This window comes from Bradyrhizobium sp. WSM1743, from assembly GCF_000473065.1.
Classification (GTDB): domain Bacteria; phylum Pseudomonadota; class Alphaproteobacteria; order Rhizobiales; family Xanthobacteraceae; genus Bradyrhizobium.
Map to the genome: position 1 here is coordinate 132444 of NZ_AXAZ01000002.1, position 23901 is coordinate 156344.

General features: G+C 57.7%; 22 protein-coding genes and 2 pseudogenes. 8 read left to right on the forward strand and 16 right to left on the reverse strand.

Annotated features, from left to right (window positions below; genetic code table 11):
• Positions 1–34 precede the first annotated feature (34 nt).
• The 3 genes from YU9_RS0102835 to YU9_RS49715 form a co-directional block, all read right to left on the reverse strand.
• Positions 35–784: a hypothetical protein gene (locus tag YU9_RS0102835; RefSeq protein WP_027571400.1), complete on the reverse strand. Its 750-nt coding sequence runs from the start codon at positions 782–784 to the stop codon at positions 35–37.
• Positions 785–1353: 569 nt separating this feature from the next.
• Entirely contained in the window at positions 1354–1698 is a 345-nt protein-coding gene (locus YU9_RS49710) for a hypothetical protein (RefSeq protein ID WP_245266289.1), read from the reverse strand.
• Positions 1699–1713: 15 nt separating this feature from the next.
• Positions 1714–2064, reverse strand: a complete 351-nt coding sequence (locus YU9_RS49715; protein ID WP_245266290.1) for a hypothetical protein — start codon at positions 2062–2064, stop codon at positions 1714–1716.
• Positions 2065–3773: 1709 nt separating this feature from the next.
• On the opposite strand from YU9_RS49715, the gene YU9_RS47360 reads away from it, so the two are divergent.
• Positions 3774–4388, forward strand: coding sequence for a hypothetical protein (locus YU9_RS47360; RefSeq protein ID WP_156951640.1), 615 nt, complete (start codon positions 3774–3776; stop codon positions 4386–4388).
• A gap of 755 nt (positions 4389–5143) precedes the next feature.
• Positions 5144–6031, forward strand: a pseudogene (locus YU9_RS40790) (cytochrome-c peroxidase).
• Between the two features lie 303 nt (positions 6032–6334).
• On the opposite strand, the gene YU9_RS47365 reads toward YU9_RS40790, so the two are convergent.
• Entirely contained in the window at positions 6335–6496 is a 162-nt protein-coding gene (locus YU9_RS47365) for a hypothetical protein (protein ID WP_156951641.1), read from the reverse strand.
• A 435-nt stretch (positions 6497–6931) separates the two neighbouring features.
• On the opposite strand from YU9_RS47365, the gene YU9_RS40795 reads away from it, so the two are divergent.
• The 4 genes and pseudogenes from YU9_RS40795 to YU9_RS0102865 all read left to right on the forward strand — a co-directional run bounded on the left by YU9_RS40795 (position 6932) and on the right by YU9_RS0102865 (position 9763).
• Complete coding sequence (locus tag YU9_RS40795; protein ID WP_245266296.1) at positions 6932–7972, forward strand: molybdenum ABC transporter ATP-binding protein; 1041 nt, start codon at positions 6932–6934, stop codon at positions 7970–7972.
• A gap of 64 nt (positions 7973–8036) precedes the next feature.
• Positions 8037–8428 (forward strand): annotated as a pseudogene (locus YU9_RS50975) (DUF2478 domain-containing protein).
• 225 nt (positions 8429–8653) lie between these two features.
• Positions 8654–9208, forward strand: a complete 555-nt coding sequence (locus YU9_RS0102860; protein ID WP_027571401.1) for a peroxiredoxin — start codon at positions 8654–8656, stop codon at positions 9206–9208.
• A gap of 6 nt (positions 9209–9214) precedes the next feature.
• Positions 9215–9763 carry a carboxymuconolactone decarboxylase family protein gene (locus YU9_RS0102865; RefSeq protein WP_027571402.1) on the forward strand — a complete coding sequence of 183 codons (549 nt, stop codon included), beginning with the start codon at positions 9215–9217 and terminating at the stop codon, positions 9761–9763.
• A 233-nt stretch (positions 9764–9996) separates the two neighbouring features.
• On the opposite strand, the gene YU9_RS0102870 is transcribed toward YU9_RS0102865, so the two are convergent.
• The 7 genes from YU9_RS0102870 to nifH all read right to left on the reverse strand — a co-directional run bounded on the left by YU9_RS0102870 (position 9997) and on the right by nifH (position 17886).
• Positions 9997–10293: a ferredoxin family protein gene (locus YU9_RS0102870; RefSeq protein ID WP_027571403.1), complete on the reverse strand. Its 297-nt coding sequence runs from the start codon at positions 10291–10293 to the stop codon at positions 9997–9999.
• 38 nt (positions 10294–10331) lie between these two features.
• On the reverse strand, positions 10332–11639 hold the full coding sequence (locus YU9_RS0102875; RefSeq protein WP_027571404.1) for an FAD-dependent oxidoreductase: 1308 nt from the start codon (positions 11637–11639) through the stop codon (positions 10332–10334).
• 11 nt (positions 11640–11650) lie between these two features.
• A complete protein-coding gene (locus YU9_RS0102880; RefSeq protein ID WP_027571405.1) occupies positions 11651–12760 on the reverse strand; it encodes an electron transfer flavoprotein subunit alpha/FixB family protein in 1110 nt (369 codons plus the stop codon).
• Positions 12761–13761: 1001 nt separating this feature from the next.
• Positions 13762–14103: a nitrogenase stabilizing/protective protein NifW gene (gene nifW / locus YU9_RS0102885; protein ID WP_027571406.1), complete on the reverse strand. Its 342-nt coding sequence runs from the start codon at positions 14101–14103 to the stop codon at positions 13762–13764.
• A 469-nt stretch (positions 14104–14572) separates the two neighbouring features.
• Positions 14573–15760 carry a homocitrate synthase gene (gene nifV / locus YU9_RS0102890; protein WP_027571407.1) on the reverse strand — a complete coding sequence of 396 codons (1188 nt, stop codon included), beginning with the start codon at positions 15758–15760 and terminating at the stop codon, positions 14573–14575.
• A gap of 286 nt (positions 15761–16046) precedes the next feature.
• Positions 16047–16850 (reverse strand): nitrogen fixation protein NifQ, encoded by an 804-nt coding sequence (locus YU9_RS0102895; RefSeq protein ID WP_027571408.1) that lies wholly within the window; start codon positions 16848–16850, stop codon positions 16047–16049.
• A gap of 151 nt (positions 16851–17001) precedes the next feature.
• Positions 17002–17886, reverse strand: coding sequence for a nitrogenase iron protein (gene nifH, locus YU9_RS0102900; RefSeq protein WP_027571409.1), 885 nt, complete (start codon positions 17884–17886; stop codon positions 17002–17004).
• A gap of 513 nt (positions 17887–18399) precedes the next feature.
• Between nifH and YU9_RS0102905 the strand changes: the two genes are divergently transcribed.
• Both YU9_RS0102905 and YU9_RS0102910 read left to right on the forward strand, forming a co-directional pair.
• The gene (locus tag YU9_RS0102905) at positions 18400–18813 is read left to right on the forward strand and encodes an ArsC/Spx/MgsR family protein (protein ID WP_027571410.1); all 414 of its coding nucleotides are present in this window, start codon (positions 18400–18402) and stop codon (positions 18811–18813) included.
• Between the two features lie 460 nt (positions 18814–19273).
• Entirely contained in the window at positions 19274–20005 is a 732-nt protein-coding gene (locus YU9_RS0102910) for an OmpW family protein (protein WP_036016956.1), read from the forward strand.
• Positions 20006–20445: 440 nt separating this feature from the next.
• On the opposite strand, the gene YU9_RS0102915 is transcribed toward YU9_RS0102910, so the two are convergent.
• The 5 genes from YU9_RS0102915 to YU9_RS0102935 all read right to left on the reverse strand — a co-directional run bounded on the left by YU9_RS0102915 (position 20446) and on the right by YU9_RS0102935 (position 23888).
• Positions 20446–20793 (reverse strand): ferredoxin, encoded by a 348-nt coding sequence (locus tag YU9_RS0102915; protein ID WP_027571412.1) that lies wholly within the window; start codon positions 20791–20793, stop codon positions 20446–20448.
• Between the two features lie 1308 nt (positions 20794–22101).
• Positions 22102–22548 (reverse strand): Rieske (2Fe-2S) protein, encoded by a 447-nt coding sequence (locus YU9_RS0102920; RefSeq protein ID WP_036016863.1) that lies wholly within the window; start codon positions 22546–22548, stop codon positions 22102–22104.
• On the reverse strand, positions 22548–22793 hold the full coding sequence (locus YU9_RS0102925) for a hypothetical protein (protein ID WP_027571414.1): 246 nt from the start codon (positions 22791–22793) through the stop codon (positions 22548–22550). Before YU9_RS0102925 ends, YU9_RS0102920 begins: the two co-directional genes overlap by 1 nt.
• A 346-nt stretch (positions 22794–23139) precedes the next feature.
• Positions 23140–23625 carry a DegT/DnrJ/EryC1/StrS family aminotransferase gene (locus YU9_RS50980; RefSeq protein ID WP_027571415.1) on the reverse strand — a complete coding sequence of 162 codons (486 nt, stop codon included), beginning with the start codon at positions 23623–23625 and terminating at the stop codon, positions 23140–23142.
• The gene (locus tag YU9_RS0102935) at positions 23619–23888 is read right to left on the reverse strand and encodes a hypothetical protein (protein ID WP_027571416.1); all 270 of its coding nucleotides are present in this window, start codon (positions 23886–23888) and stop codon (positions 23619–23621) included. Before YU9_RS0102935 ends, YU9_RS50980 begins: the two co-directional genes overlap by 7 nt.
• Positions 23889–23901 lie beyond the last annotated feature (13 nt).

A 23901-nucleotide genomic window follows, 5' to 3' on the forward strand; every position in this document is an offset into this window, starting at 1 on the left:
ACGTGGGTCCGACCTGAGCTCGCCGAATATGCGACTACTTCTCGCCGGCCCGGGTGGCGGACTTGGCGCCTGCCAATTCCGTCAAGTTGATGCGATCAAATTCGCTCCAGACATTTGCGAGCCAGTGCCGGACATAGCCGCGCAGCACGAAGGAGTTGTTCGCGGGTTCATCGTTCCGCCCCTTATTTGCGACGAAGTCTACGAATGGGACGGACGCGACTTCCACCTGCTCATAGGCCATCTCGTTAAGCTTCGGTATGACCAACTCAGTCGCATGTTTGATGCGGTGAAAATAGGAATGATATGTCGCTTGATCCCACTGGAAGAATTGAGTGTCGTTGATGAAGTTCTTGACTAGGTAGTACTTTGCGCCGCTCATGAAGGTCGCGGTTTCAGCGATCTCGTCTAGCGAAGCGATGGATGATCCCAGGATATGGAACACGGCAAACGTGATCTGGCCAGACCGCGCCGAGTCCAGAAATCCGATGTCGCGCAAGGAAGCCAGCGCAGAGGACAGTAAGCCTGCGCGAGCATCGATGACAGTGACGGACAGCCCTGAGTTTAGGGTATCGAAGATCTTCATTTGGTCCGCCGTCGTCGTCATGTCGACGATCTCGGTGATCTCGGGATAAAAGCGCTTCAGCGTCCCCCGAGGCGACTCCGTGTCGAATGCGCGTGTTTGCACGTTGTTGACGCTGAAGTAGTCCAGTAGCGTTCGCGATACGGTCGTCTTGCCTACTCCTCCCTTGTCCGCGCCGACCACAATTACAACTGGCTTCACCATGGAAATCTCCTGAGACACTCGCTATTGCCGCGCGCAAAGTGCGCAACCGGCGCATCTCTGCTTTGGGTGCGAACATGGCAGAAAGAAGGGCCAATGACTCTTCGATGCGAGAGCTCTGTAAGCGATGAGCGTTTTCAACATCAAGCGAGTGAGGTCCTTGGATCGCAACGACGATGCAGGTCGAGAATGGGGACTAAATCACTTGTGCTGGTGATCTGCGTGAGGTTTGTGGGTGGCTGGAATGCGCGCCGCCAAAAATCAGCGGTCTGCCTGTGGTGATCGGAGATTGCCATAGGTTATCTATCGCTGCCGCTATCTAGATTGGCATGAAGCGACCGAATCCTACGTAGCGTCAGGTTGCGAGCTCGGTGGAAAGCGCAATCGAGGCGGTGCTACGCGGTCCGACTATGGCTTGGCAGATCATCAAGGTCTGCTGGATCAGATCGTCGTGCGCACAACGGCTCAGGACAACGTCAACTGACAGAATGGAAAACCTGAAGAAAACGTGGAGTGAGCGGCGATATGATGCCGGTGCAATTTTCGGCAGGCTCGCTGTTACACATCTCGCTCTACACGATGAGTGGCTTGGCAATATTTCTCATGGTCGCGAGGCGGGAGTCGGCGAGCAGCTCTTTGGAGTACACTGCGCCGAAGTAGTCCAGGACGAAGGTGCCTGAGTAGCGTAGATTATCGGCCGCGCGGATTAGATTATCGAGAATTGTGCCGACTTGACCAATGCGGTCGCGATAGCGGGCGCGGATAACGTTAACGGCGTTCATCGAGTGGACCGCCTCGTCGGCAATTACCTCCCGCAGCCAATGATGGAACGTGTTGTTTCCAAGGGCGTCATAAAATGGCTTTTCTGCTGCATAGGCGCGGCAAGTGCACATCTCATCAAATGCGATCATAACCATTAAGGAGAATTCGTCCTACAGTTGTTCAATGATCGGACCAAAATCATGCGATCGAGCGTCCAATCTCTCTCGAAGATCCTTTTCGGATCCATTAGCGACGAGTTCAATGATGCGGATGAAGCCATCGGTGTGGCGCTCTTCGTCGATCGCCCAGGCGCTGAAGAATGCCGTAGCCTCATCGCTAACGATTAGGTTTCTGTCGGCTAATTCTTTTTTCAGGTGCCGGGCGTCATATTCCGTGTACAGATCAGGCCACAATTTATCCCAGCGTGCACGTACATCGGACGGCGCGGCGTTAAACATCGCTGGCGTAAGAGAATTGAATAGTTCTTTTGGACTCCAGTTCCGCCGAATGGGCGTAGTCATCTGAGTGCCCCCTAATCGCGGTGCGAGCGCTCTAGCGTGCCATTGTTAAGCAAACGTTCGCAAAGCAGTCTGCGGCAAGCAACACGGGCCGTCACCTATTCGTTTTGGCAGCCTGAGTGTAGACCAGAGACGTCCGACGCTGAACTGAAGCGTCACCTGGAATTGGGCAGCAAGTGCTTGTGGCCGAGGGCCGCAAGTCGAAAGCACTACTCTCAACCGGTGCCCGAAGATGACGCGCCTGACGCGGAGAGTGCCGCCTCGGCAGGGCTGTCAGCTGACAGGAGCGCTTAGTGGCAGCAGATCCAGCGACGCCGCTGGTTCGGGCTACGGATCGGTAATTGGCCCCGGTCATGTGGCAGGGGACTTCGGGCGTAAGCGACTGCGAATGGCCGTAGCAGCGCGGGACCGACCACGATCAGAGCTCGCAGTGAAGCCGCCATCGCTTGACGCCGCTTGGGCCGCTAGAGGTCGACATCGCTATGTTCGGGTCGCGAGCTGCTGGCCTAAATCAGGTCGCGCCCAGCGCCCGGACAGGCAACAAAGCGGTCAAACGCTTGCATATTCCGCTGCCATCGACCATGGGACATGCGTTGTGTATTACCAGCTCCTGCTTGAGCCATCTGAGTGTCGGGCATGGACTTAACTACTCTCCGGTGTTCGCGCACCAATCAATCCTGTGGAGCGCTGGAATTGTGCAAGGCACACGACCACGGCGCCGTGAAAACGCGAGGATCTGCCTCGATTTCTCGTCACACGCGCGGTGTAGGGTGATATTGATTGATAAGAGCTGCATACATCCAACTGCTCGCCGACTCCCGCGAAGAACAGGCGGGAGGTCGCAAGTTCTCGGATCAACTATTCGGCAGGAATGCGGAGCCAAGGACCGCTCGGTCACAATAGACATGCTTGATACCCCAGGGACGAAGTGCACTAGATCTGTGATGACTTCAATTGATGATACATTAAGTGAGATCAGATGGCTGCGGAACGAAATCTGGCGCTGCCGTCGATTCCTTAAAAGGGACCTACCTGACGCGGAGCGCAAGGCCATTGAGAGGCGTCTGCTTGAACAGCTTTCTGCCTTTGAACGGCTCTTGTCGACGTCGTTTCCTTTGACCTTGAGCCCTAAAGTGTATTCGGCCAAACGCACTACAATCGGGCGAAGCGACTCCCCTGAAGCGCCCATCGAGAACGCCGCAATGGCATCAAGCGGTTCCTTCGGGAAGTCGATGGGCGGCTAAGAGGCTTCCTAGCTGTATCTGTACCTTGAGCCTGCCAGGCAAGACCAGGCTAATTCCCAGCTGAGAAATCTGAAGAAGACCGCTATTGAAGAAATATCCAACGCCAGGATTCCGGCGATCTGTTGCCAGTTGTAGCCGATTTAGCCACCTGCCGGAAAATACTTGGTTGCCGAGCACAACGCCATAGATTGATGAGCAGCACGGACTTCTGCAAATGTCCGGCGGCAACAACCACAGTTTACGCAGATTCTCTTCCGACCAGTTACAGCAAGCCGATGGCAATCTCACGACGGCCTCAAAGTCAGCGAATGGCGGCTCAGAATAACGCGCAACTGCTGCAGTACGAAATCGAAGTTCAGAGCACATTACAACTCGTAACACGTGTGGGCGCACATCGATCGCTGATCGAGGCGAATCGATTCACAGAGCTTAGTCCTCCTGATAGATGAACTGCGGCTCGGCGGGCTGATGCTTCAGCCCGATCGACTTTCGGCCACCAAGCGGGCCAAACTCCGAATCCCGTCAGTCTGGAACACCTCACTGTCGTTCGATTTCTGCGACTGCCGCTCGGACGCCTCACTCTCGATGGAGGACGACCGGACGCCTGTGGAGACGCCGTCTCGGTCGGTCGTTTCTCTCCGCCGCGATTGGCATCATGCGGCGGCATTCGCCGCGCAAGTTCTTGAAATTGTCCCTAAGACAAAACATGGCCACGTCCACATCGCCACGCCCTGTAAAGCGGTCACAGAAGCGCATCACGTCTGGTCTGCACGAGGTCAAGACTTTCTCGGCCCGCCGATCTCGCGCGCGAGCGTAGCCTGTGCACGACGTCGCCGCGATCGCGATCACGATCGCAATGAGGGCGGCTGCACGGCGATGCACATTGGGAATCCAGCTCATTCGTCGCTCTTGACCCACCAAATCTGCCTTAAGCCGCATGTCATTAACTGTTATTCTTTCCTCCGCGAGCGTAATCTGTTTACCGGCGCCTCGGCAGCCATGGTCGCGCTGTTGCGGGGCAGCCGCAATGGTTACGGCTTCCCGAATCATCGTCCCGCCGCGCATAACACGCTCATTGCGTAGATGGAGGTCCAACATAGATCGGCTGTTTAGCATGTGTGGCGATGCTGGCTCCCAATACGGCGTTCTGCATTCGCAAGGCCTACAACCTGACGCTACGGTCGATTCAAGCACTTTGAGCGTCCGTCATGTGTGAATCGTTCTGAGACGGGCATGCCTTCGTTGGGCGCAGTAGGACGAACTCCCGACAACTGCACGCCTGACCGGCTGCCCCCGGGGTGGGAACGTCACCGATGTTGATGGATGACGCTTAGCCTTGAAGCGGTTGAAGCCGCAAAGGGCACGCTCGAGACGATCAGCAACAAGCTGCGTCGACGCAGCTCGTTTTGTTCGCGATCCGATTTGCAGAGTCAAAGAGTTCGTTACGATGGGTTTCCGAGAAGCTCAGAGGTTTGGACCGACAGGCCAGGATACCGTGCCTGGAATGGTGATTGTCGCAACTGTCACGTACCCTCAATGACAGGCTCAAGCGGCCTGCTGCTATTTACGGTGCGCAATTGCTTGAAACCGGCTCAGCAGCTTCGACATTGAGCCGAGTGGGGGCAACGCTGGCACGCCGGTTGCTACTAACACCGGCAGAGCGTCAGCCTGGCCGCAGCCTAGCCGGAACACGGAAGAGACCATTCGCGGTTGACCGCGACAGGTCTTTCTGAGACCGAGCGCTATGTTCGCGATTCCACGATCTAGAAGAACAGTGAGACTTTACATGAGGAAATTAGCGGTACGCGAGTTTTCCAGGGTCGGCAGATTAAGTGGTTGTGGCCGCGGCCATTCTGGTTTCGCCACCAGCAGGCGCCAATGAGGATTTGACGAGCGCCGCCAAGCGGATTTTCAAGCCGATTCCCTCAATCGTTCCAGCGGTGAAAGACAATCTTATCACCCATGAAAAGGTCACACTCGGCAAATCCTTGTTTTTCGATCCGAGGCTATCGGCGAGCGGGGTTATTAGCTGCAACACGTGTCATGACCTTGGGACGGGTGGGGTAGATGCCGGCCCGACGTCGATTGGTCATCGCTGGCAGCTGGGGTCACGTCGTGCGCCAACAGTCTATAACGCAGTCTTCAATGTGGCGCAGTTCTGGGATGGGCGCGCGGCGGATCTTAAGGCGCAGGCCGCAGGCCCTGTCCAGGCGAGCGTCGAAATGAATGCGACGCCCGATCGCGTGCTCAGAACATTGAATTCGATGACCGATTATGTCGCTATGGTCGGTAAGGCTTTTCCCAAGGATGCGGCGCCAATTACGTTTGAAAATTTCGCCAAAGGCCATTGAGGCTTTCGAGGCGACCTTGATTACTCCCGCCGGTGAACAAGAATACTTCCCGTTCGGCATCATTGAAAAGCCCGCCGAAAGCCTGCTTCCGAGGGAGGACAAGGGTCGTTTTGCCGTCACCAAGGATCTCGGGGACGAGTATGTTTTCCGCTCGGCGCCGTTGCGTAACGTCGGATTGCGCCCTCCTTACTTCCATGTCTTAAGCAAGCAGTTGGAGTGATGAGTGAGGTTCAGCTTGGCTCAAAGCTGAATGATGAAGAAGCTGACGAGATTGTAGCGTTTCTGAATTCGCTCACGGGGCAGCTGCCAAAGATCGATTACCCGAGACTGCCAACGCGGACCATTGCAACCCCAAAGCCCTCCTTAGACAAATAGGCCTTCACGATAGCAACACGCTACGTTGTGATTAGCTAGGAAGATAGCGCTGCCGCAGCGGAATCAGGCGATATCGCGGTCCAAGCTGGAGCATTCAGCAGGCCGCAATTGCGAGCCTCGAGCCCCAACCCGTTCGTTCGCTGACGCAAGAATTCCTTGGGGACCTGTAAAATTATCCATCTTCGGCAGCTCAATCCCGGGTCATCTCGCGCTGCAACAAAGGCTCACGCGCTCTGAGATACGCCCGCAATCGGTGCTGCCAGGAAGACGTTCTCCCGCAGCTCGCGGCCACAGCATATCATCTCACATCATCTTTTTTTTCCAAGCGCCGCGCAGCCGGCCTTCTCCTCCGCACACACCGGAAGGTTCGCCAAATGGGATGGCATGGACTTGTGCATCATTGACGAGTTTTACAGCCGCATGTTCGCCAACGCACCATCTCCAATGCAAGAGGCCATCGATCATCCTCAGCTTCCATCTCGTAGCTTCTGCATGTGCGGTTGGTGACGAGAGCGTCCAAAGCCCTACAATAACATGCGGCGATTTACGCCGGGTGGAGACCGATACAAAACCTCCCTCGCCGCTAGACGCGCAAATATTCATTGAAACGGCACGCGGATTGCTGGGTAGCGATCAACCAGTTGCGACGGCGGAGCCGGAGTTCCAATGGGGCTTATCCGATTCATCCTCATCGATTTGGCTTTGATGCTGCTCGCACCCGAGAATGCAGGCCACAACTATGGCCCGGCGCAAACTTCAAATCGGCTACCAATGCTGTGGGACGGTTGATGCGGATTTCCGGTCCCGAACCAATATCCAGCTCTGGCGTGAGCCGACATCTTTACCGTCAAACCTATCCAGCCGCGCCATTGGACATTCAGCAGAAGCCCTCGGCCAGCGATTTTTGGTCCCCCCGGGTGCGGCAAGACCACACTGGCGCGCTGCATCGCTGGCGTGCAGCGTCTGCCGAACGCATTTTGTGCGGTCGATGGAGAGATTTGGCAGGATGAGAAGACATTTCGACCGCCTCATCTGCGTCCCGTCGCATATGTATTCCAGCCACCGACTCTTTTTTCTCATTGGTCTGTACGGCGCACCCTTCTTTATAACGTGTCAAAATCGACACCGACACTGATCGATTTTGATGGTGTGGTCGAATTGCTCGCCTTGGCGCCACTGCTCGAGCGTTCCCCATCGCATCTTTCCGCGGCTGCGCGACAGCGACTTGCGCTTGGCAGCGCGCTCTTAGGCCAGCCTATGCTGCTTTTTCTGGACGATTCACTCATTGTGCTCGACCGCTCCGCCAAATGCGAGATCCTGCCATTTCTCGAGCGTCTGCCGGAAAAGCTCCCACTGCCGATGATCTACATCAGCCAAGACATCGCCGATATCGAGCGTTTTTCCGATCATCTTGTAATGATGAAAGATGGCGTCGTGACTGCGGCAGGGCCGCTCAATGTCGTTCAGAACGATGCGGCGCTTGCCAGGCGCGGCGAAGCGGCAGTCTGTATTGATACCGTGGTCGGCGGCTATGACGGACGCTATGGGCTGATCATGCTCCGCCTCAAGGAGGCACGCCTTCTGATACCTGGAGTGCCGCTTAGACCGGGCGCGCAGCTGCGGCTCCGCATCGCAGCGGGCGACGTCAGCATTGCGTGTGAGCGCCCGCGTGCAAGCTCTATCCTCAACGTACTTCCAGCACGCATCAAAGCGTCTCTGCCGTTCGACGAGGCTGAGGTCACCTTGGTTCTGACTGTTGAAAGTGGCCGTTCTGGCGTGCCGCTTTTGGCGCGCATCACGCGCGGGTCCTTTGATGCGCTACGGCTCCGCATGGAGCGGACGTATTCGCCGAGGTCGCTCGCGCCGTTCCGCCGCGGCTGCCGAGCGGTGCTTGCAACGCCCGCCACGACCCGCATGAGAACGTTCGACACTATGCCCTGACACGAGAAACACATCAACAGGATCCCAGCCGTGACCGATGATCTGGATGAGATAGATCCGAATAGTGTGGGCAATTCTCTACCGTCCAAAAGACGGTGCCGATAGGCTACTCGCCGAGTTCGCTCAGGATATCGCACAGCAAGGCCTACGCATCGGCGGCATCGTGCAGCGACACTCGAGGCGCGCAAATGTCACGCACGTTATGCTCACAATCGACGTTGCGACGGGACAAGAGATCTCGATTTCCCAGCCACTCAGCAGCGGAGCTCCTGTAATCTCGAAACAAATGCGCTTGCCAGGGCCGCAGCTGTCCTTTCCCGGGCACTTCGCGACAAGATCGACCTCCTCATGATCACCAAATTCGCCAAACAAGAAGCAGCTGGGGCCTGCGCCCCTAATTCGTTGACGCGATCACCCCAGGGCGTACCAGTCCTGACAGCCGTTCCGAAGAAATAGCTTACCGACTGGCGACGCTTCAGCGCGGGCGTTGGCACGCTGCTGCCTTGCGATCGTGAATCGTTGGAGCGAAGCGCTTGGCTACTGATTTTTCATTAGCGCCGATCGACTCTCCAAGCGCGCGAGCATGTTCATATCAAAGCCGCTGGAATCCACTCCCGAGAACCGATGGCATATAGTTTGCTTCAACAGTGAAGTCACGATCTACAAATTTGTGAGGACAGCATGCTCGGAATTGGAAGTCAGTTGCCGCCGTTCGAAATCACAGGCGTGAAGCCCGGTTTTCAAGCGCAGGAAGAAGGAGGACAGAGTGCATTCGAGACGCTGACCGAAGCGAGCTTTCCAGAAAAATGGAAGATCATCTTCTTCTATCCCAAGGATTTTACCTTCGTCTGCCCGACAGAGATCGCTGAGTTTGCCCGGCTTTCCAAGGAATTCGCCGACCGCGATGCGGTTGTACTCGGTGGTTCGACTGACAACGAGTTCTGCAAGCTCGCTTGGCGGCGCTCACATGTTGACCTGCACAATCTGTCAATCTGGCAGTTTGCCGACACAAAGGGAACGCTCGTCGATGGTCTTGGCGTGCGTTCACCCGAAGGGGTTGCTTATCGTTACACCTTTATTGTTGACCCCCAAAATACGATCCAGCACGTCTATGCGACCAATCTCAGTGTCGGGCGCAATCCTAAGGACACGCTCCGCGTTTTGGACGCGCTGCAAACCGACGAGCTCTGTCCCTGCAATCGCGAAATTGGCGGCGAAACCTTGAAGGTTGCTTGAGGCAGCATGTCCTCGATCGAACAACTAAGCGATAGGATTCCCGATTTCGCGAAGGATGTCAGGCTTAACTTGACCTCCTTGGCGGCCGATGAGACGCTTTCGCCACAACGAAAATATGGGCTTCTGCTGGCGAGCGCGATTGCTACCCGCAATGCAGACCTGATTGCCGCGATCGAATCGGCTGCCGCCGCCGTGATGACATCTGTGGAGATCGCCGCAGCAAAAGCCGCAGCCTCCGTGATGGCAATGAACAACGTCTACTACCGCTTCGCTCACCTCGCTTCCAACCCGCAATACAAGACGATGCCGCCACGGCTGCGTATGAACGTGATCGGCAATCCCGGCGTCGACAAATCGGATTTCGAGCTGTGGTCGCTTGCGGTCTCCGCCATAAACGGCTGCGGTGCTTGCATCGATGCCCATGAGAAGACACTGAGAGCCTCGGGCGTCAGTTCCGAGGCGATCCAGGCCGCCGTGCGCTTTGCCGCGATTATGCAGTCAGTGGCGATCGCAATCGAGGCCGCTGGGCCCAACCCCTCTCAGGCGAGGGGCTGATCCTTCTTCTGCCATCCGATTGACAGCGTTGTGGCGCCACTCAGTGGCGCGACAAACGGTCCTTTGCGGCTCCCGAACGACCGGCACATCTGCAAATCATGTCTTGCGCAGCGTCCGCATGAAGAGCGTCTTGCTCCAGTTCCAGGCGCAGTGCAACTGACGCGGAATACGCCACAAATGCGGTGAGATCCTGTCGCCTAACCGCGGTCGCACCACGGCCCTTTGTTCCACTATCACCCAAACTTGAACAGCACTCCATATCCGCCGCGCGGATGGCTCCATTCGATGTCGCCGGTGGGCTCGGCGATCACGCGGCAGGTGCCGCACTCGATGCAGCCGTCAACTGTTATCTCGACCTGGCCGTCGTCATTGAGCTCGTAACATCGCGCGGGGCAGGCTTTCAAAAGTGCAAGTAGTTGCGGTGATGGCGTCGTGTGCGCACGGACCTTGACGTGAGGATGACCGATGTCGACAAGATAGCGGTTGTAATACAGCTTGTCTTCGACGCGCACTGGGGGTTCGACATTCATGCTTTGACCTTCCATTGTTGACCTTCACGCTGTCGCGGTCAGCGCCAGGCCCGTGCAAAACGATAAGCATCGCCGAACAGACCCGTCCATGACCTCGCCTTGGCAAAGGATTTCAGGGTCGCCTTTTCCTTCTCAGCCTTGGGCGTGCCATCGACGCGCACAAAGTTTTGCATCGCCTTGGAGATGAGCTGCGGATAGGTGAGAAAGAAGTTTTGTGAGTGCGTATGCATCAGGGGCGGCAAATCCTTGTACTTCTTTAGATCTTTGATGACGAAGGAATCGTCCAGCATCTTCTTGTATATCGCCAGATTTGTTGCACTCATCGGCTCGCCGCGCGATTTCACCAGATCTATCGCTTCGGCGGCGATGCGGCCGGAAGTCATCGCGAGATTAGAGCCCTCTCGATGAATGGCATTGTTGAGTTGAGCCGCATCGCCCACTACGACCCAGCCTTCGCCATAAAGCTGCGGGATCGACTTGTACCCGCCTTCAGGGATGAGATGCGCCGAATATTCCTTGACTTCGGACCCTGCTATCAGGGGCGCCACAGAGGGATGCCTCTTGAATTGATCGAGAAGGCCGTAGGGCGTCTGGCCCGTGCGCTGGAAGTCGGCAACGAGACAACCGATGCCGAGCGAAATGCACTCTTTGTTGGCATAGATGAAGCCCATCCCGGTCATGCCGCGGGAAATGGTACCGGCCGCCTCGATCACGACGCCTTCATCGCCCTTGAGATTGAAGCGCGCCTCGATAGTCTCGCGAGGCAAGAAGTGCATCTCCTTCACCGCGAGCGCAACGTTGTCGGGTCTCGGCCGCGCGCGCAGGCCCGCGCGCGTCCCGAGCAGGCCATTGACCCCCTCGGCCAGCACGACGACATCGGCATGTATTTCGCCGTCTCGGCGATCTGTACGAACACCGACGATCCTTTCGCGCTCGTCCCGAACGAGCTCGGTGACGGTCGTCTCGCACAGCACGGTCGCGCCAGCCTCCCGCACCTTGGAAGAGAACCATTTGTCAAACTGGGCCCGTATAATCGTGTACCGGTTCGGTCGTTCCTCGTTGAAGTCTTCTGAGCGGTAATGCATGCCGACATGGGAGCGATCGTCCATCATCCAGAACCGCTGTTCAATCAGGTGACGCTCGAGCGGCGCCTCCTCTCGAAACTCGGGGACCAGCTTTTCCATCATGTCGGCATAGAGGATGGCGCCCTGCACATTCTTCGATCCAGGATATTCGCCCCGCTCGAGCTGCAGCACTTTCATGCCGCGTTTGGCCATGGTCAATGCCGCCGCGTTGCCGGCCATACCGGCTCCGACCACGATCGCATCGAATCTCTCTTCAATCATCATCATCTCCTCTAGACCGCGATCCGGGCGCGCGAGTTCGGCAAAAGCCGGGCGCGAAATGCGGCCGTCAGCGCCGGTAGCAATTGGATGGCGTCACTGACGATCGCGAGATGGGCGAAGTCGAAGATCGGAGCGTTCTTGTCAGTATTGACGGCGACGATCAGATCCGCCCCCTCCACGCCAACCCGGTGCTGGATCGCACCGGAAATGCCGGCGGCAATATAGAGCTTTGGCCGGATGGTTTTCCCCGTCTGGCCGATTTGCCGGTCAGACGTCACCCACCCTTTTTGTACCAGAGGACGCGAGCAGCCATATTCGGCGCCAAGCAGAGTTGCGAGCTCGCGCACCAACCCAAAGTTCTCAGGCGATCCCAGTCCCAGACCGCCCGCAACCACGACATCGGCATAGGCCAGATTGGACGTTTCTGCATCGCGGTCGGGTAGGAACGACAATACTTTTGTGACAATATCGTCTTCGACAAGGCCGAGCGGATGGACGAAGATACGAGCAGCATCGCGTACGACACGCTCAGGCATCGGCATGACCCGCGGGCGGACGGTTGCCATTTGCGGTCGATAATTCAAGGTATAGATCGTGCAGAGCAGCGAGCCGCCAAAGGTCGGACGCGTTGCCGCAAGCGAACCATCGGCGTCGACGTCCAGCGCGGTGCAGTCGGCAGTGAGCCCCGTCGACAGGGTCGTCGCCACGGAACCTGCGAGATCGCGACCGAGCGTCGTCGCCCCCAACAGTAGGATCTCGGGCTTGTAGGTGTTGACGAGTTCGGTTAGCGCTTTGGTATAGGATTCGTTGCGGTAATCTGACAAAACATTGTCGCTCACGAGATAGGCCAAATCGGCGCCATAGCAAAAAGCTTCAAGCGCGGCGTTACGTGTGTGCTGCCCCTCCGGACCGATAACGACAGCGGCAAGATTCACCTTTAGCCTATCGGCAAGCCTGCGCCCCGCACCCATGAGCTCCCAGGAAACCGGATGAACCTGGCTGCGCTCCAGCTCGACGAAGACCCAGACGTGCTTGTACGCCTTGAAGTGCTCCGGCAGTTCTTTTTTGGCTGCTGCACGGCCGGCCGCCGCCGGCAGGGCCGTTTTGGTGACATTGCTCATACTCTAAATTTCCCTCAAAGGTAGGCGCGCCCCGCGCCACAGGTTTGCTTTTTAGCTTCGTTTACTGAAGATCACTTTTGGTCAGCAAGTGGCCGGCTGCTCTGCCTCGTCTTCTTGGTCCGACCCGGCGGCCCAACAAGACGCGTCGTCGCGATAGACGTACCGGTCCGGCCGAATTTGGAGAGGTCTTCCACACTGGACTCTCTTGCGCGCCGGGTTCGACGAGCGCCACCGCGGCGGCCAAGGCGCCGCGGTGATTCTGACCGGTCGCTTTCATGCCTGAGTTGGCTAGTCCGTTCGCTGCGCAATACCTGCGCCTCACTTTCGGCCCAGCGGCTCCACATTGACTGTGACGACGAGGTCGATCTTGTCAGCGCACCTGTCACGCAATCCATGCCGAGCCTCCAGTGCCGACGACCCGTATGGGCCGACGCTGGCCCTCTTCCTGACGCATGTTGCTATCCGCCATGAGATGGATACAACTCTGAGCGGAATCGGGAGTCGGTTTGATGTGGACAGTGCTGTGCATACCCTCTCCAGGTGTAGCGCGAACGGACGACTTATCCATTGACCACCATCTCACCGTCGATACGGAGCTTCGATCGCGTCAAAGACCGTTTCGAACGGACTTGGCGCGATCGTAGGCCACGAGATGATGGCGCAGCGCTCGGCAGGCACTAAAAGCAGCATCATGGGTCTTCCTTCACTCTCATCACTGGACGACTACCATCGGTCGGCATCGATGATCGGATCGGCAGGACAACAGCAAGTGTCGTACCAGTTGCAAAAACCATTGAAAGTCTGTCGAAAGTAATGGTTTGGCAGACACTTGAAATAGCCGCTGATACCGCGGACACGACCAGTCCAGACATGGGTCGGGAATACGACAGGCGCCGCTCGGGTGATCGCTGCAGAGAGTTGACCCTGATAACGACGACGGCACCACATCGGGTTGCCACCGCGCCCCGTCGGGCAAACCTTGCTTGCAGTGGAGCGCGAGATCACTTCAGCTCGCTCAACGGGACAAAGGCCGCGGCCTTGTTAGAGTCTGCGACGGCATCCTTCAAAACCTTGAACACTCGCTGGTCGATCGGTGACGATGCCACGAAATCGGCATAGGCCTGCTCCAGCATCGCCTTGCATCGAGCTCTGATTTCCGGCTCTGCGGCACCAGTAAATTGCTCTTTGGCAAAATATTGTCCCATGCGCTTTAAGATGTGAAGGCGCGCGACATTCACGATTTTAGGGTCGTAATCGACGCCAAGCAGCGAAAAAAACTCCTCTGCCGACGAGGCCTTGCTGAGCCGATCCAGGATACCGGCTGCCGGGGATGGGTTGATCATCGAAAATTCTCCTTCGGACAATGAGATGGGGTGGCGCCTGTTGACTGCCGCCGTCACGCCTCGCACAGCGGGTGCGCATCGCCAAAGCCAGACCCAGGAAAGCGGTACCCTCAACTTCGCTGCCTAGAGCCCAGATCGACAGGTCCACCGGTGACGACGTCAGCCCCGATGAAGATCCGGGAACAATGGCCAAACCACGATCGAGGTTGACGCTCGTCAGGACGGTCGCCGGACCGGAGATCAGCCGCGCGAGAAGACGCCGATTGGCAGTCCGGAGACGGCTCGCCATTGGGTAGGAGATCACAGCATGTATGGCGGAATGGGAAGTAAGATCTGGAGGTGAGTTCGCGCCAGGGAATCTGACGTGCGAAAGCTGGACGCCGTTCGTACCCATCAGCGACCTCGGACGCCGTCCTTGCGGCGCGTCTGTTGCGACTGGCCGACCCAGACGCTGCTCGACACGGCTTTTTCACGCGGGGTGGGTTGCCAGGCATCCGCACACGTCGCGCCAGATCGCCGCCACCGTTTCGCGCTCGACCGGCAGCTTGTGCTCGATGGCATATTTGCGGACTTGCGACAGGATCTGTCTGGCTTGATCGGCGCTGGCGACGAGCTTCAGTTCATCGAGTAACGCGGTGATCGCCGCAAGTCCGGAATGCTTGCCGATCACAAAGCGGTTGCAGCGGCCAAGCAAAATGGGATCAAGCGATTGATAGGTGCGTTGATCCTTCAAAAGGCCATCGACATGAATGCCGGATTCGTGCGTAAATACATGCTCTCCGACGATCGCCTTGTTCATAGGAATCGCACGTGCGGCCGCGGCTGCTACCACCGCGGCGACGTTCTCGAGCTGCGGGAGTATGACGCCGGTTTCGCGCCCATAGAGCTGCTTGAGTGCGACCGCGATTTCCTCTAGGGGTGCGTTCCCGGCCCGCTCGCCCAGCCCGATGACGGTCACTGAGGCGTGGCTCGCGCCAGCCTTGATGGCGGAGAGCGTGTTGGCGGTTGCGAGTCCGAGATCATTGTGACCGTGAAATTCGAGTTCGAGATCGGTGGTCGCACGCAAACTCCTGACCAGCGCGTAGGTTGCGTCGGGATCGAGCACGCTGAGCGTATCTGCAATACGAAAGCGACGCGCGCCCGCGGCTTTTGCGGTTGCCATCAGTCTGATGAGAAAATCGATGTCGGCGCGGGAGGAGTCCTCACCACCGACGGCGACCTCAAGTCCGTGCTCACAGGCATAGCCTACCTCTCGCTTCACCCGTTCCAGCGCCAGGTCGCGATGTCCACCTAGCTTGGCCGCGATCTGAACGTCGGAGGTCGGGATCGACATATTGATCATGGACACCTTTGCTTCGATCGCCGCGTCGACATCCGATTCCCGCATCCGGCACCAGCCTATGGTGGTCAGCGGAAGATCTGCTTCGACAATGGCGCGGATGGCGGCGATCTCCTCGCTGCCCATCGCCGGCGTTCCCGCCTCGATCTCCGTGACTCCGGCCAGCGCCAGCGCCTGCGCGATCGCCAGCTTTTCCTCTGTGGTGAACGCAACGCCAGGTGCCTGCTCGCCGTCGCGTAATGTCGTGTCGTTGAGCACGATAGGCTTGGCGCGCACCTGGTCGGACCAAGACGATTTGGCGGTGCTGGCGGCAATCACGCGAGAGCTCCTCATTGTTTAACGTAGCTAAGCTTCAGCAACCAGCATGCCAGCCCGTCGTCCCAGGCAACCCACTGACGAAGCTAACGCTTCGGTCCTCGACCTTCTTCAGCAAATGGATTGTCGCAAATGCGACAGGCTCATGAAGCGGACGCCTTGCCTGTTGCCACGCCGAGTTCGAACGCAAATGCCATTGCGGCGCGCCGGGATATCGAGAATTGTCGCGGAACACTTGGGGCCCGCCGCCGCCTTGCACACATGGTCACTCGCTCGCATCGAAACGGCGTCAGCCGCGCCCGCAACCTCCCGCGCGGCTTACCAAATCCGGCGAGGCTTTCTCGGATGACGGGGCGATCGCGGACCCATGTGGCGGTTCAGATGGCCAGTCGCCAGCAACGAGCGGCCGAGCCGCCTGCAACAGAAAATCGCGCCGGCGCTCGGCCATCCGGCTCTCACCGCTTTCTTCGCCGAAGCAGAGGTTGAAGTCGACACATTGCGTGCACACGGGTGTTGTGCACATCACGAGGCCTTCATTCTCACAAAGCATGCGGTAGAAGAAGCGCTTCCAGCGCATATTGTTGAAATTGCGCGCGGCGAGCGGAGCGAAATGGCGGCTCAGCAGCCGAGAGAGTTCGCCGCGATTGCGCAAGCCGAGAGCTTCCCACAGATGGCCCGGCTCCATGGCGCGCCGCGCTATCATCGCAGCCAGCCAGTGGCCGATATCCCCTTCCGTCGAGCGCTGCTTGAGCAAGAGATCGCGCAGCATTGCAATCTCTTCGTCCTCTTCGCACTTGAAAACCGAGAGCTGCTCCGCGAGCTTGATCTCAAGCGAGGGAAAGTACTGCTCCAGCAAGGCCGCCAGTTCAAGGGCGGATAGGCCGGCCTTTTCGGGAAGGGAGCCACCATCCATTGTTGCAGCCGCCAGGATAGACGCCAGGACATGGCGATCCAGATTGCTGTCAATGGTAATATCGGCATCTGCAGGAGACACACCGGTGAGTAGACGGTAGGTTGCAATTCCCCTATGCATGCGGCTGTTGGCATCATCGGCACAAGCAGCCATCAACTGAAGGAAGTTCGCTTCGGACATAATTCTGCGGGTTTCCACAATAGTCAGGTTTGCCCCCGCCACATCCGGGTTTTGGTCAGGGTCGATTATCAGAATGCCGGCCTCCCCGGGATGGGCGGTGAGGGAGACCGGCATCCGTCGCGCGCCTTCACAAGGCCGCGACTCGCGACCCTTACGAGGCCGCGAGTTCGGCGGCGGTCTTGCCGATGATGGATTCGTCCACAGGCTTCATAATGCCATGCTCCATCAGCATGTCCTCGAGCTCGTCCATGGAGATCGGGGTCGGGATGATGCCTTTGCCGCCATTGTTGTGCACCTTGGTCGCAAGATTGCGATAGTGATCGGCCTGCTTGGAATCGGGTGCATATTCGAGCACCGTCATGCGGCGCAACTCGGCATGCTGCACCACGTTGTCGCGGGGCACGAAGTAGATCAGCTGAGTGCCTAGCTTTTTGGCCAGCGCTTCCGCCAGTTCCAGCTCCTTGTCGGTCTGCCGCTCGTTGCAGATCAGACCGCCCAGCCGTACGCCGCCAGAGTTCGCGTATTTCAAGATGCCCTTGGAAATGTTGTTCGCGGCATACATCGCCATCATCTCACCGGACATCACGATATAGATTTCCTGCGCCTTGTTCTCGCGGATTGGCATCGCAAAGCCACCGCAAACGACGTCGCCGAGCACGTCGTATGAGACATAGTCAATGTTCTCGTAGGCGCCGTTCTCCTCCAGGAAATTGATCGAGGTGATGACGCCGCGGCCGGCGCAGCCGACACCCGGCTCAGGACCACCGGACTCCACGCAGCGAATGTCCTTGTAGCCCACCTTCATTACGTCCTCGAGCTCGAGGTCTTCAACGCTGCCGGCGCTCGCTGCAAGGCTCAAAATCGTGTCTTGTGCCTTGGCGTGCAGAATCAAGCGGGTCGAGTCCGCTTTCGGGTCGCACCCTACAATCAGAATTTTCTGACCCATCTCGGCCAGCGCCGCCAGCGTGTTCTGCGAAGTGGTCGACTTGCCGATGCCGCCCTTCCCGTAGAACGCGATTTGTCTCAGTGAAGACATGTTGCTCTCCATCAACCGATTTGCCAAAAGTTGCGCTTCTTGCGCGCGAGCTTGTTTCTTTCTCAGAAACGGGGGCACACGGGTTCAAGGGAAGGAGCACATCGCTCGTCTTACGCGTCGGCGTGCACTCAGCCCTCACTCAGTGTTGCTGTCGCTTATTAGCAACCGCCGTGCCAACGCTTGACCGCGCTCCTTAAGCTTCTGATTACGTTTCTGAAAACCAACTAGCCGGTGAGTAAAACCCTGGCTGTTTTGGATCTAACAGGATCGGCGTGGCTGTCAGAAAACCGACAAGGGGCACACCCATCAACGCGAAAAGCCGATTCGGCGGGACCTGTTCCGATGCCTTGAGGTGCGGAACGGAACTTGCTCCGATGTGACTACAGTGAATATGCCGGTCGGGCCCGAAACCTGGCGCACCAGCGGCGAGATGATCGGCAAGAAATTGAACAGGCTCCCGAAGCATCCGCGCCGTGCCAATCGTTCAGCTCAGCGCGCCTACATAGGTATGTGGTGGCGACAATCATCTTCTATCAGAAGCCCGGCTGCGCCACTAACGCGCGTCAGATTCAAGCGCTGCAGTCCGCCGGCCACGACGTGATCGCCCAAGACATCTTGAAGGAGCCATGGGATGCGGAGGAATTACGCGGCTTCTTCGGCAATATGCCCGTCGCCACCTGGTTCAACCGAGCTGCGGCGCGTATCAAGTCAGGCGAAGTCAATGCCGATACTATCGACGCGGCAAGCGCACTCGCATTGATGGTGAGCGATCCGCTCCTGATACGACGACCGCTGCTCGACGTAGACGGGGCACGATGTTCCGGATTCGATCATGAGCCCGTGCTGTCGCTGCTTGGCGGCAACACGCAAGACGATCTCGATGGATGCTTGCACGAAGCAAACCGCACGCGTTGTCCGCAGACGTGAGGAACCGAAGGAGCGTCCCCCACTCCATCAAAAAAGCCAAAGATGACGTTTCCTACTTCCGGCTTCCTTCAACGGGCAATACGTACCTCCGGTGAAATGGCCCGCGCGAGTGGCTGCTCCGGATGTGAGGGGCATCGCCTATATTGCGCTCGAATGCCGCGCTTGTCGCGCTTGCGAGAGGCCGCGACAGCTGCCGCCTTTATCGCGCATGACATCCGCGGCCTAGATTTCGATCAGAGAGCACCAGGCCGAGAGGCGGTTTCTTGAAGAGACACGGCTCTCTTGAATTGAATAACGATCAGAACAGACACCAGGATTCACGACCGTGATCCTTATGCAACTTAGCGGCATAATTGCGTTCTGACCGCTCCCATTTTGATCGGCATCAAATCCTCCGCCATACCCAGTGTGTGACAAAGATCTCGCGGCTCTTCGCGCGAATTTTGGAATGGAGAATTCGATGAGACAAAGGACAGTTCTGACGAGCGCATCGCTCCTCGCGCTCGCGACCTCGTTGGCCAGCATCTCGGTACAGGCTGCGGATCTGGGTCGGGCGCCGGTCTACTATAAAGCGCCTCCGATCGAACCCTTCAATCCATGGATGATCCGCCTGCGCGTGCTTGGCGTTTTGCCGGATACCGCAGGCAGCTCAGTCAGCGTCGCTGGGGCACCCTCGCTGTCGTCACCAAGTTCTGGGCTTTCGATCAGCGATCAAGCCGTACCCGAGCTCGACATCACCTATTTCTTTACAAAAAACGTTGCCGCCGAACTCATTCTCGGCGTGACCCGCCATCATATCAGCGGCAATGGCGCGCTCACTGGGCTCGATATCGGCAAAGCCTGGCTGTTGCCGCCAACACTGACCCTGCAATATCACTTCACCGATTTCGGCGCGCTCAAGCCGTATATCGGCGCGGGCATCAACTACACCGCATTCTTCAACCAATCGGCAGCCAATACGTCGCTCGCCGGTCTTGCCGTGACGGATTTGCACATCAGTAACCAATTCGGCGCGGCGGTCCAATTCGGATTCGATTACATGCTTGATCGCCACTGGGGCCTCAACTTTGACGTGAAGAAGCTGTGGCTGCGGCCGGAGTACTCCGCGACCGTAAACAATGCAATTGCCGTCACCGGGCGCGCCAATATCGATCCATGGCTCGTCAGCGGCGGCGTCACTTACAAGTTCTGACACGAGAACAGGACCAGAGAGGGGAATCCGTTTGATCATTCCGGACGCGGCGAGTTCATCGAGCGCTTCCCTTAACCTCCGCAGTGCAAGCAGGGAGCGAGATGACGCGAAGGACGCGTCATCTCACGAGACGCGGAGAGACATTCGCAGCATTGCTCTCGTTGTGAGCTACGGATCGCGCGGCACGGAGTGACGGTACACAAACAGACCGACCCAGCATGTGTTCACATTTTGTTTAGTCCGCTTTGAAAAAGGCGCCATTGTCGATTGAGCCGGAGAAAAAGGCGGGACGCCGCGCCAAGGTCAATGACTGCTGTTCGCAGACCCTGAGCATGAGGCATCCGCTCCCCTCAGACGATCCGAGCTCCGAGCGGCCAGCTCATGGGCGGACAAGCCATCAATGCTTGCTAGCCCGTGCACGTGGCCCGTAAGCGAACTCTCTAGCTTCGCTTTAGCACCATCACAAGGCGCTCGACACGTTTGCCCCGCTTGAGGTGGGAGTTTACGATTTCCTCAACGTCCTCAGGCGTGGTCGCGCGATACCACACTCCATCGGGATAGACGACCATCAAGGGACCAGAGTTACAAAAGCCAAGGCAGCCTGCCATCGTCAAGCCAATATCGTTGAGGCCTTGCGCTTCGACTGCCTTGCCCATTCGATCCCACAGGGCTTGCGCGCCGGAGGCTCCACAGCTGCCGTGCGGATGAGTTGGCGGACGCTGCGTGTTGCAGGCAAAGACATGATGCCTATAAAGTTGAGGAAGCTCGGATTTGGTTTCTAGGTTCATGCGCCTATCCTGTGATCAATGGGCTTCATCTGAGAAGAGACAAGGTGCGAGCACATCCCCCCACAATCTCTTACGATTAAACGCCGCATCGAACAATTGATGCTACTGATTCCCACTCGCGCTTGCCAAAGCAGATGAAATGAGCGGGCGCCATAGTGATTGTCGTCGCTGAAGATCAGCGATAGATACTTTCACGTCCGGAGCAGCCTCCTTGATCAATTCCAACCTCTTCTGCCCTCATGGCGATCTTTCTATTCCTGCATCACTTGCTCACCATCCAAATTCTCTAAAGCAAGTTGCACACCAGATGCGTAACGTTCGTTTGTGCAACGATCTCTTGCTTTGCCCGGCGCGACTCACAATTATTGCCGAGGTTACGACAACGTCGTTCGCTTCTGTTTCGGACACGACAAACCTCGCATGGCATATCTTGGAATGAGCAGCGATCTTCATACCCCTCAAGCCGCCTAGCGAGGGCTCGACGAACGCGCAGTGAATCGGGCGCTCTGTTCTGCCAAGGGGGCGAGGGCTGGGCGCATTGACCGCGCCGAGCCCACAGCATTTTGTTAGCGCTGAAGCGGACGCAGCGTTCCGTCGCTGCCGATCTATCATTTGCTCAACAGATAGCGCCTGTCGCAAGAGCCCAACGAGCCAGCGATGATCGCTAAGCCAGTTTTGAGGCTGCAGACCAAGCCGGCCGCAACCCCGATTCGCAGGAAGGTAAACCGACAACACAGCGGTCCCAGAATGGGCCCACGCTTCACACGATACAAGACGCGCTTGCAGCGGCAACTAGGGGAGGAACAACGAGCACCTGCTCATATGCATTTGCTCCTAAGCCCAGCTGACGATAGTGGCGCAATCAGCTAAGGGCGTCGCACGAACGGAGGCTTGGCATGGCAGTTGCTACGCAGGCATTAACGCCAGCTGCGGCGGCCGGCCAGAGACTTCTGACACAGGATCGTCATTCCTCCTCCCCAAACGATCCTGTCAGTCTGGGTCCCTCCATCCCTCAAGCCCAGACGATGCCCTCGGCGAATTTCCAGCCGCCGAGGGCATTTCCCGCTAAAACATGCCGCCGGTCGTAGGAAGCATGCCCCGCCTGCCGGCTCGCTTGATGAGCCAGCGCAAGAGCAGCTTGTTGGTGCTGCGGAGGTCGCGGAGTGCAAGGCCGCAATGCGACGAGGTGCCCGTTCTGTCTCACAAATCAAAAGCTGTGACACGCATCTGCCAACGCTCACGAGTACAATGGCCTCATCCGAGGGCAAAGCGCCTCAGGAACTGGAGCACAACAATGCGATAGGACCGTTAGTCCGGATGGATCGTGATATCCATGGTTTCGTCGCTGTCCCCAAAGGGGTCGGCAAACGGATCGTCCTCGAGCAGCTTGACGCCGCACAGGCAGACGCCATCTTCGATCACGGCGAGCGCTACAGGCGCAAGGGATTGTCCATCGCAGGGACCGTCGATGCACATCCCAGTGTCGATCTCGAATTTTTCACCGTGCCGGCCGCATCTGAGAAAGGAGCGGTCCGCCGAGAAAAACACACCGGAGCCGATGTTGAGCCAGACGCTCTCATGCGGACAACGATTGACGTAACCAAAATAGTCGTTGCCGAAGGTTCGCACCACAATAATTGGAAACGGCCGGCTCTCGCCCCTTTCGTCGATCCGCGACAGGCTAAAGCCCATGGCCCCACTCCGCTCGATGGCATCGGCCGGACAGACGACAAAAACCTCGATCTGATCGCTCATCAGGTCGCCGATTCTCGGTTCGCTAATCCCGGCGTCGCAGTTTCCTGCTTGAAGGCTTCGATTGCAGTCCGGCTCAGCCGAAAAATCCCGCGGCCACAAGCGAGCGGCCGATAAGCCGAGCTGGCACGGACGTTGAGAACATCAAACCATTGGTTCGGCGTGAGCTTCGCCGGACGCTCACTGATCTGGATCACCCTCCCGTTCGTACCGAAGCGGACGTGGATGATGACTTCTTGCGAGTTCATACCGCTCCCCTGTTTTGGTAACTCCAAAGATCCCGAGCTGACACCAGACGATCTCGACTCGGGCACCTTGGCGCGTGGGCCTCAAGCCGCGCCTTAGACGCGGCGGCTTTTTTACCATCGAGCAGGTCTTCTTCGCGCTCGCTTGGAACATTTCTCTTGCGGACTTAAGACGAGTGCATGCCTCCAGGGCATCCGGCGTGCTCCCGCAGTTGTGTGGATCACGATCGCGCCAGGCAAAGCTGCCACAAACGACGTATGCTCGGTCCGTTTGCTCATGTGTAGCGATGACAACAATTACGATTCGCCATTCAATCCTCGTTCTTCCGTGTCGTGGATGACGAGCATCTCAGTAACTCGCTGCACCCGCTCCTACGTTGATCGACGCATCTTTCACGGTCTCGACGATAAACTCGATCTGCTTGTTCGTGAGATGGGGGTGAAACGGAAGCGCCAGAGCACGATCGGCTATTTTTTCCGTAACCAGGAAATCGCCACGCCGATAGCCGAAGTCAAAGTAGTGGTGTTGCAGGTGCGGCGGTTGGGTATAGGCGGCGGATTCAACCTTTGCGCCGCGCAGATCATCGATAATGGCGTCGCGCCTGGTACCACTCGAGACCGCAACAGCATATTTGCGGCCAAGATGGGCGGCGAAAGCTTGCTCAAACGCCTCAGTGATCCGTCCGTTGGAGATTTGCGGCGAACACAGCAGCGTTTCCACGGCAGAGAGCTCGGCGAAGGTGATATCGGGATCGGACAGTGGAATAAATGATGTATTCTCCTCCACAGTGTGCGCGCCATCAAGCGGATACTCTGCTCGTTCAGTGCTCACCACCCAACATTCCTTTTGGCCAATACGATGCCGGTCGCCCGCGTCGGATCGGCGGTAATCTGCACGCAATGATCCGATCCATCGATCAGATGAAGGTCGAAACGCGGAAACTGCCGGAACGGCGGATCCGGCACGTCCGACGCATCACAGCGCACCCAAGCAAGCTGCGGAAAGCGGCGCCGCAGCTCGACAAACGGACGCATCTCGGCGCCATCGGCTGCAAGCAGCCGCTCGATTTCGATCAGTTCCTCAGGGGTGAGCGCCATCGTGGCTCCTCTA

Excerpts from the sequence above, each read along its gene's own strand:
- YU9_RS0102870 (WP_027571403.1), bottom strand. The coding sequence starts at position 10,293 with ATGAATGTCGAACCCCCAGTGCGCGTCGAAGACAAGCTGTATTACAAC.
- YU9_RS0102910 (WP_036016956.1), top strand. The coding sequence starts at position 19,274 with ATGAGACAAAGGACAGTTCTGACGAGCGCATCGCTCCTCGCGCTCGCG.
- YU9_RS0102925 (WP_027571414.1), bottom strand. The coding sequence starts at position 22,793 with ATGAACTCGCAAGAAGTCATCATCCACGTCCGCTTCGGTACGAACGGG.
- YU9_RS0102875 (WP_027571404.1), bottom strand. The coding sequence starts at position 11,639 with ATGATTGAAGAGAGATTCGATGCGATCGTGGTCGGAGCCGGTATGGCC.
- nifH (WP_027571409.1), bottom strand. The coding sequence starts at position 17,886 with ATGTCTTCACTGAGACAAATCGCGTTCTACGGGAAGGGCGGCATCGGC.
- YU9_RS0102865 (WP_027571402.1), top strand. The coding sequence starts at position 9,215 with ATGTCCTCGATCGAACAACTAAGCGATAGGATTCCCGATTTCGCGAAG.
- YU9_RS49710 (WP_245266289.1), bottom strand. The coding sequence starts at position 1,698 with ATGGTTATGATCGCATTTGATGAGATGTGCACTTGCCGCGCCTATGCA.
- YU9_RS0102895 (WP_027571408.1), bottom strand. The coding sequence starts at position 16,850 with ATGTCCGAAGCGAACTTCCTTCAGTTGATGGCTGCTTGTGCCGATGAT.
- YU9_RS47360 (WP_156951640.1), top strand. The coding sequence starts at position 3,774 with ATGCTTCAGCCCGATCGACTTTCGGCCACCAAGCGGGCCAAACTCCGA.
- YU9_RS0102920 (WP_036016863.1), bottom strand. The coding sequence starts at position 22,548 with ATGAGCGATCAGATCGAGGTTTTTGTCGTCTGTCCGGCCGATGCCATC.
- nifW (WP_027571406.1), bottom strand. The coding sequence starts at position 14,103 with ATGATCAACCCATCCCCGGCAGCCGGTATCCTGGATCGGCTCAGCAAG.
- YU9_RS0102915 (WP_027571412.1), bottom strand. The coding sequence starts at position 20,793 with ATGAACCTAGAAACCAAATCCGAGCTTCCTCAACTTTATAGGCATCAT.
- YU9_RS0102935 (WP_027571416.1), bottom strand. The coding sequence starts at position 23,888 with ATGGCGCTCACCCCTGAGGAACTGATCGAAATCGAGCGGCTGCTTGCA.
- YU9_RS47365 (WP_156951641.1), bottom strand. The coding sequence starts at position 6,496 with ATGATCGATGGCCTCTTGCATTGGAGATGGTGCGTTGGCGAACATGCG.
- YU9_RS0102835 (WP_027571400.1), bottom strand. The coding sequence starts at position 784 with ATGGTGAAGCCAGTTGTAATTGTGGTCGGCGCGGACAAGGGAGGAGTA.
- YU9_RS0102880 (WP_027571405.1), bottom strand. The coding sequence starts at position 12,760 with ATGAGCAATGTCACCAAAACGGCCCTGCCGGCGGCGGCCGGCCGTGCA.
- YU9_RS49715 (WP_245266290.1), bottom strand. The coding sequence starts at position 2,064 with ATGACTACGCCCATTCGGCGGAACTGGAGTCCAAAAGAACTATTCAAT.
- YU9_RS0102860 (WP_027571401.1), top strand. The coding sequence starts at position 8,654 with ATGCTCGGAATTGGAAGTCAGTTGCCGCCGTTCGAAATCACAGGCGTG.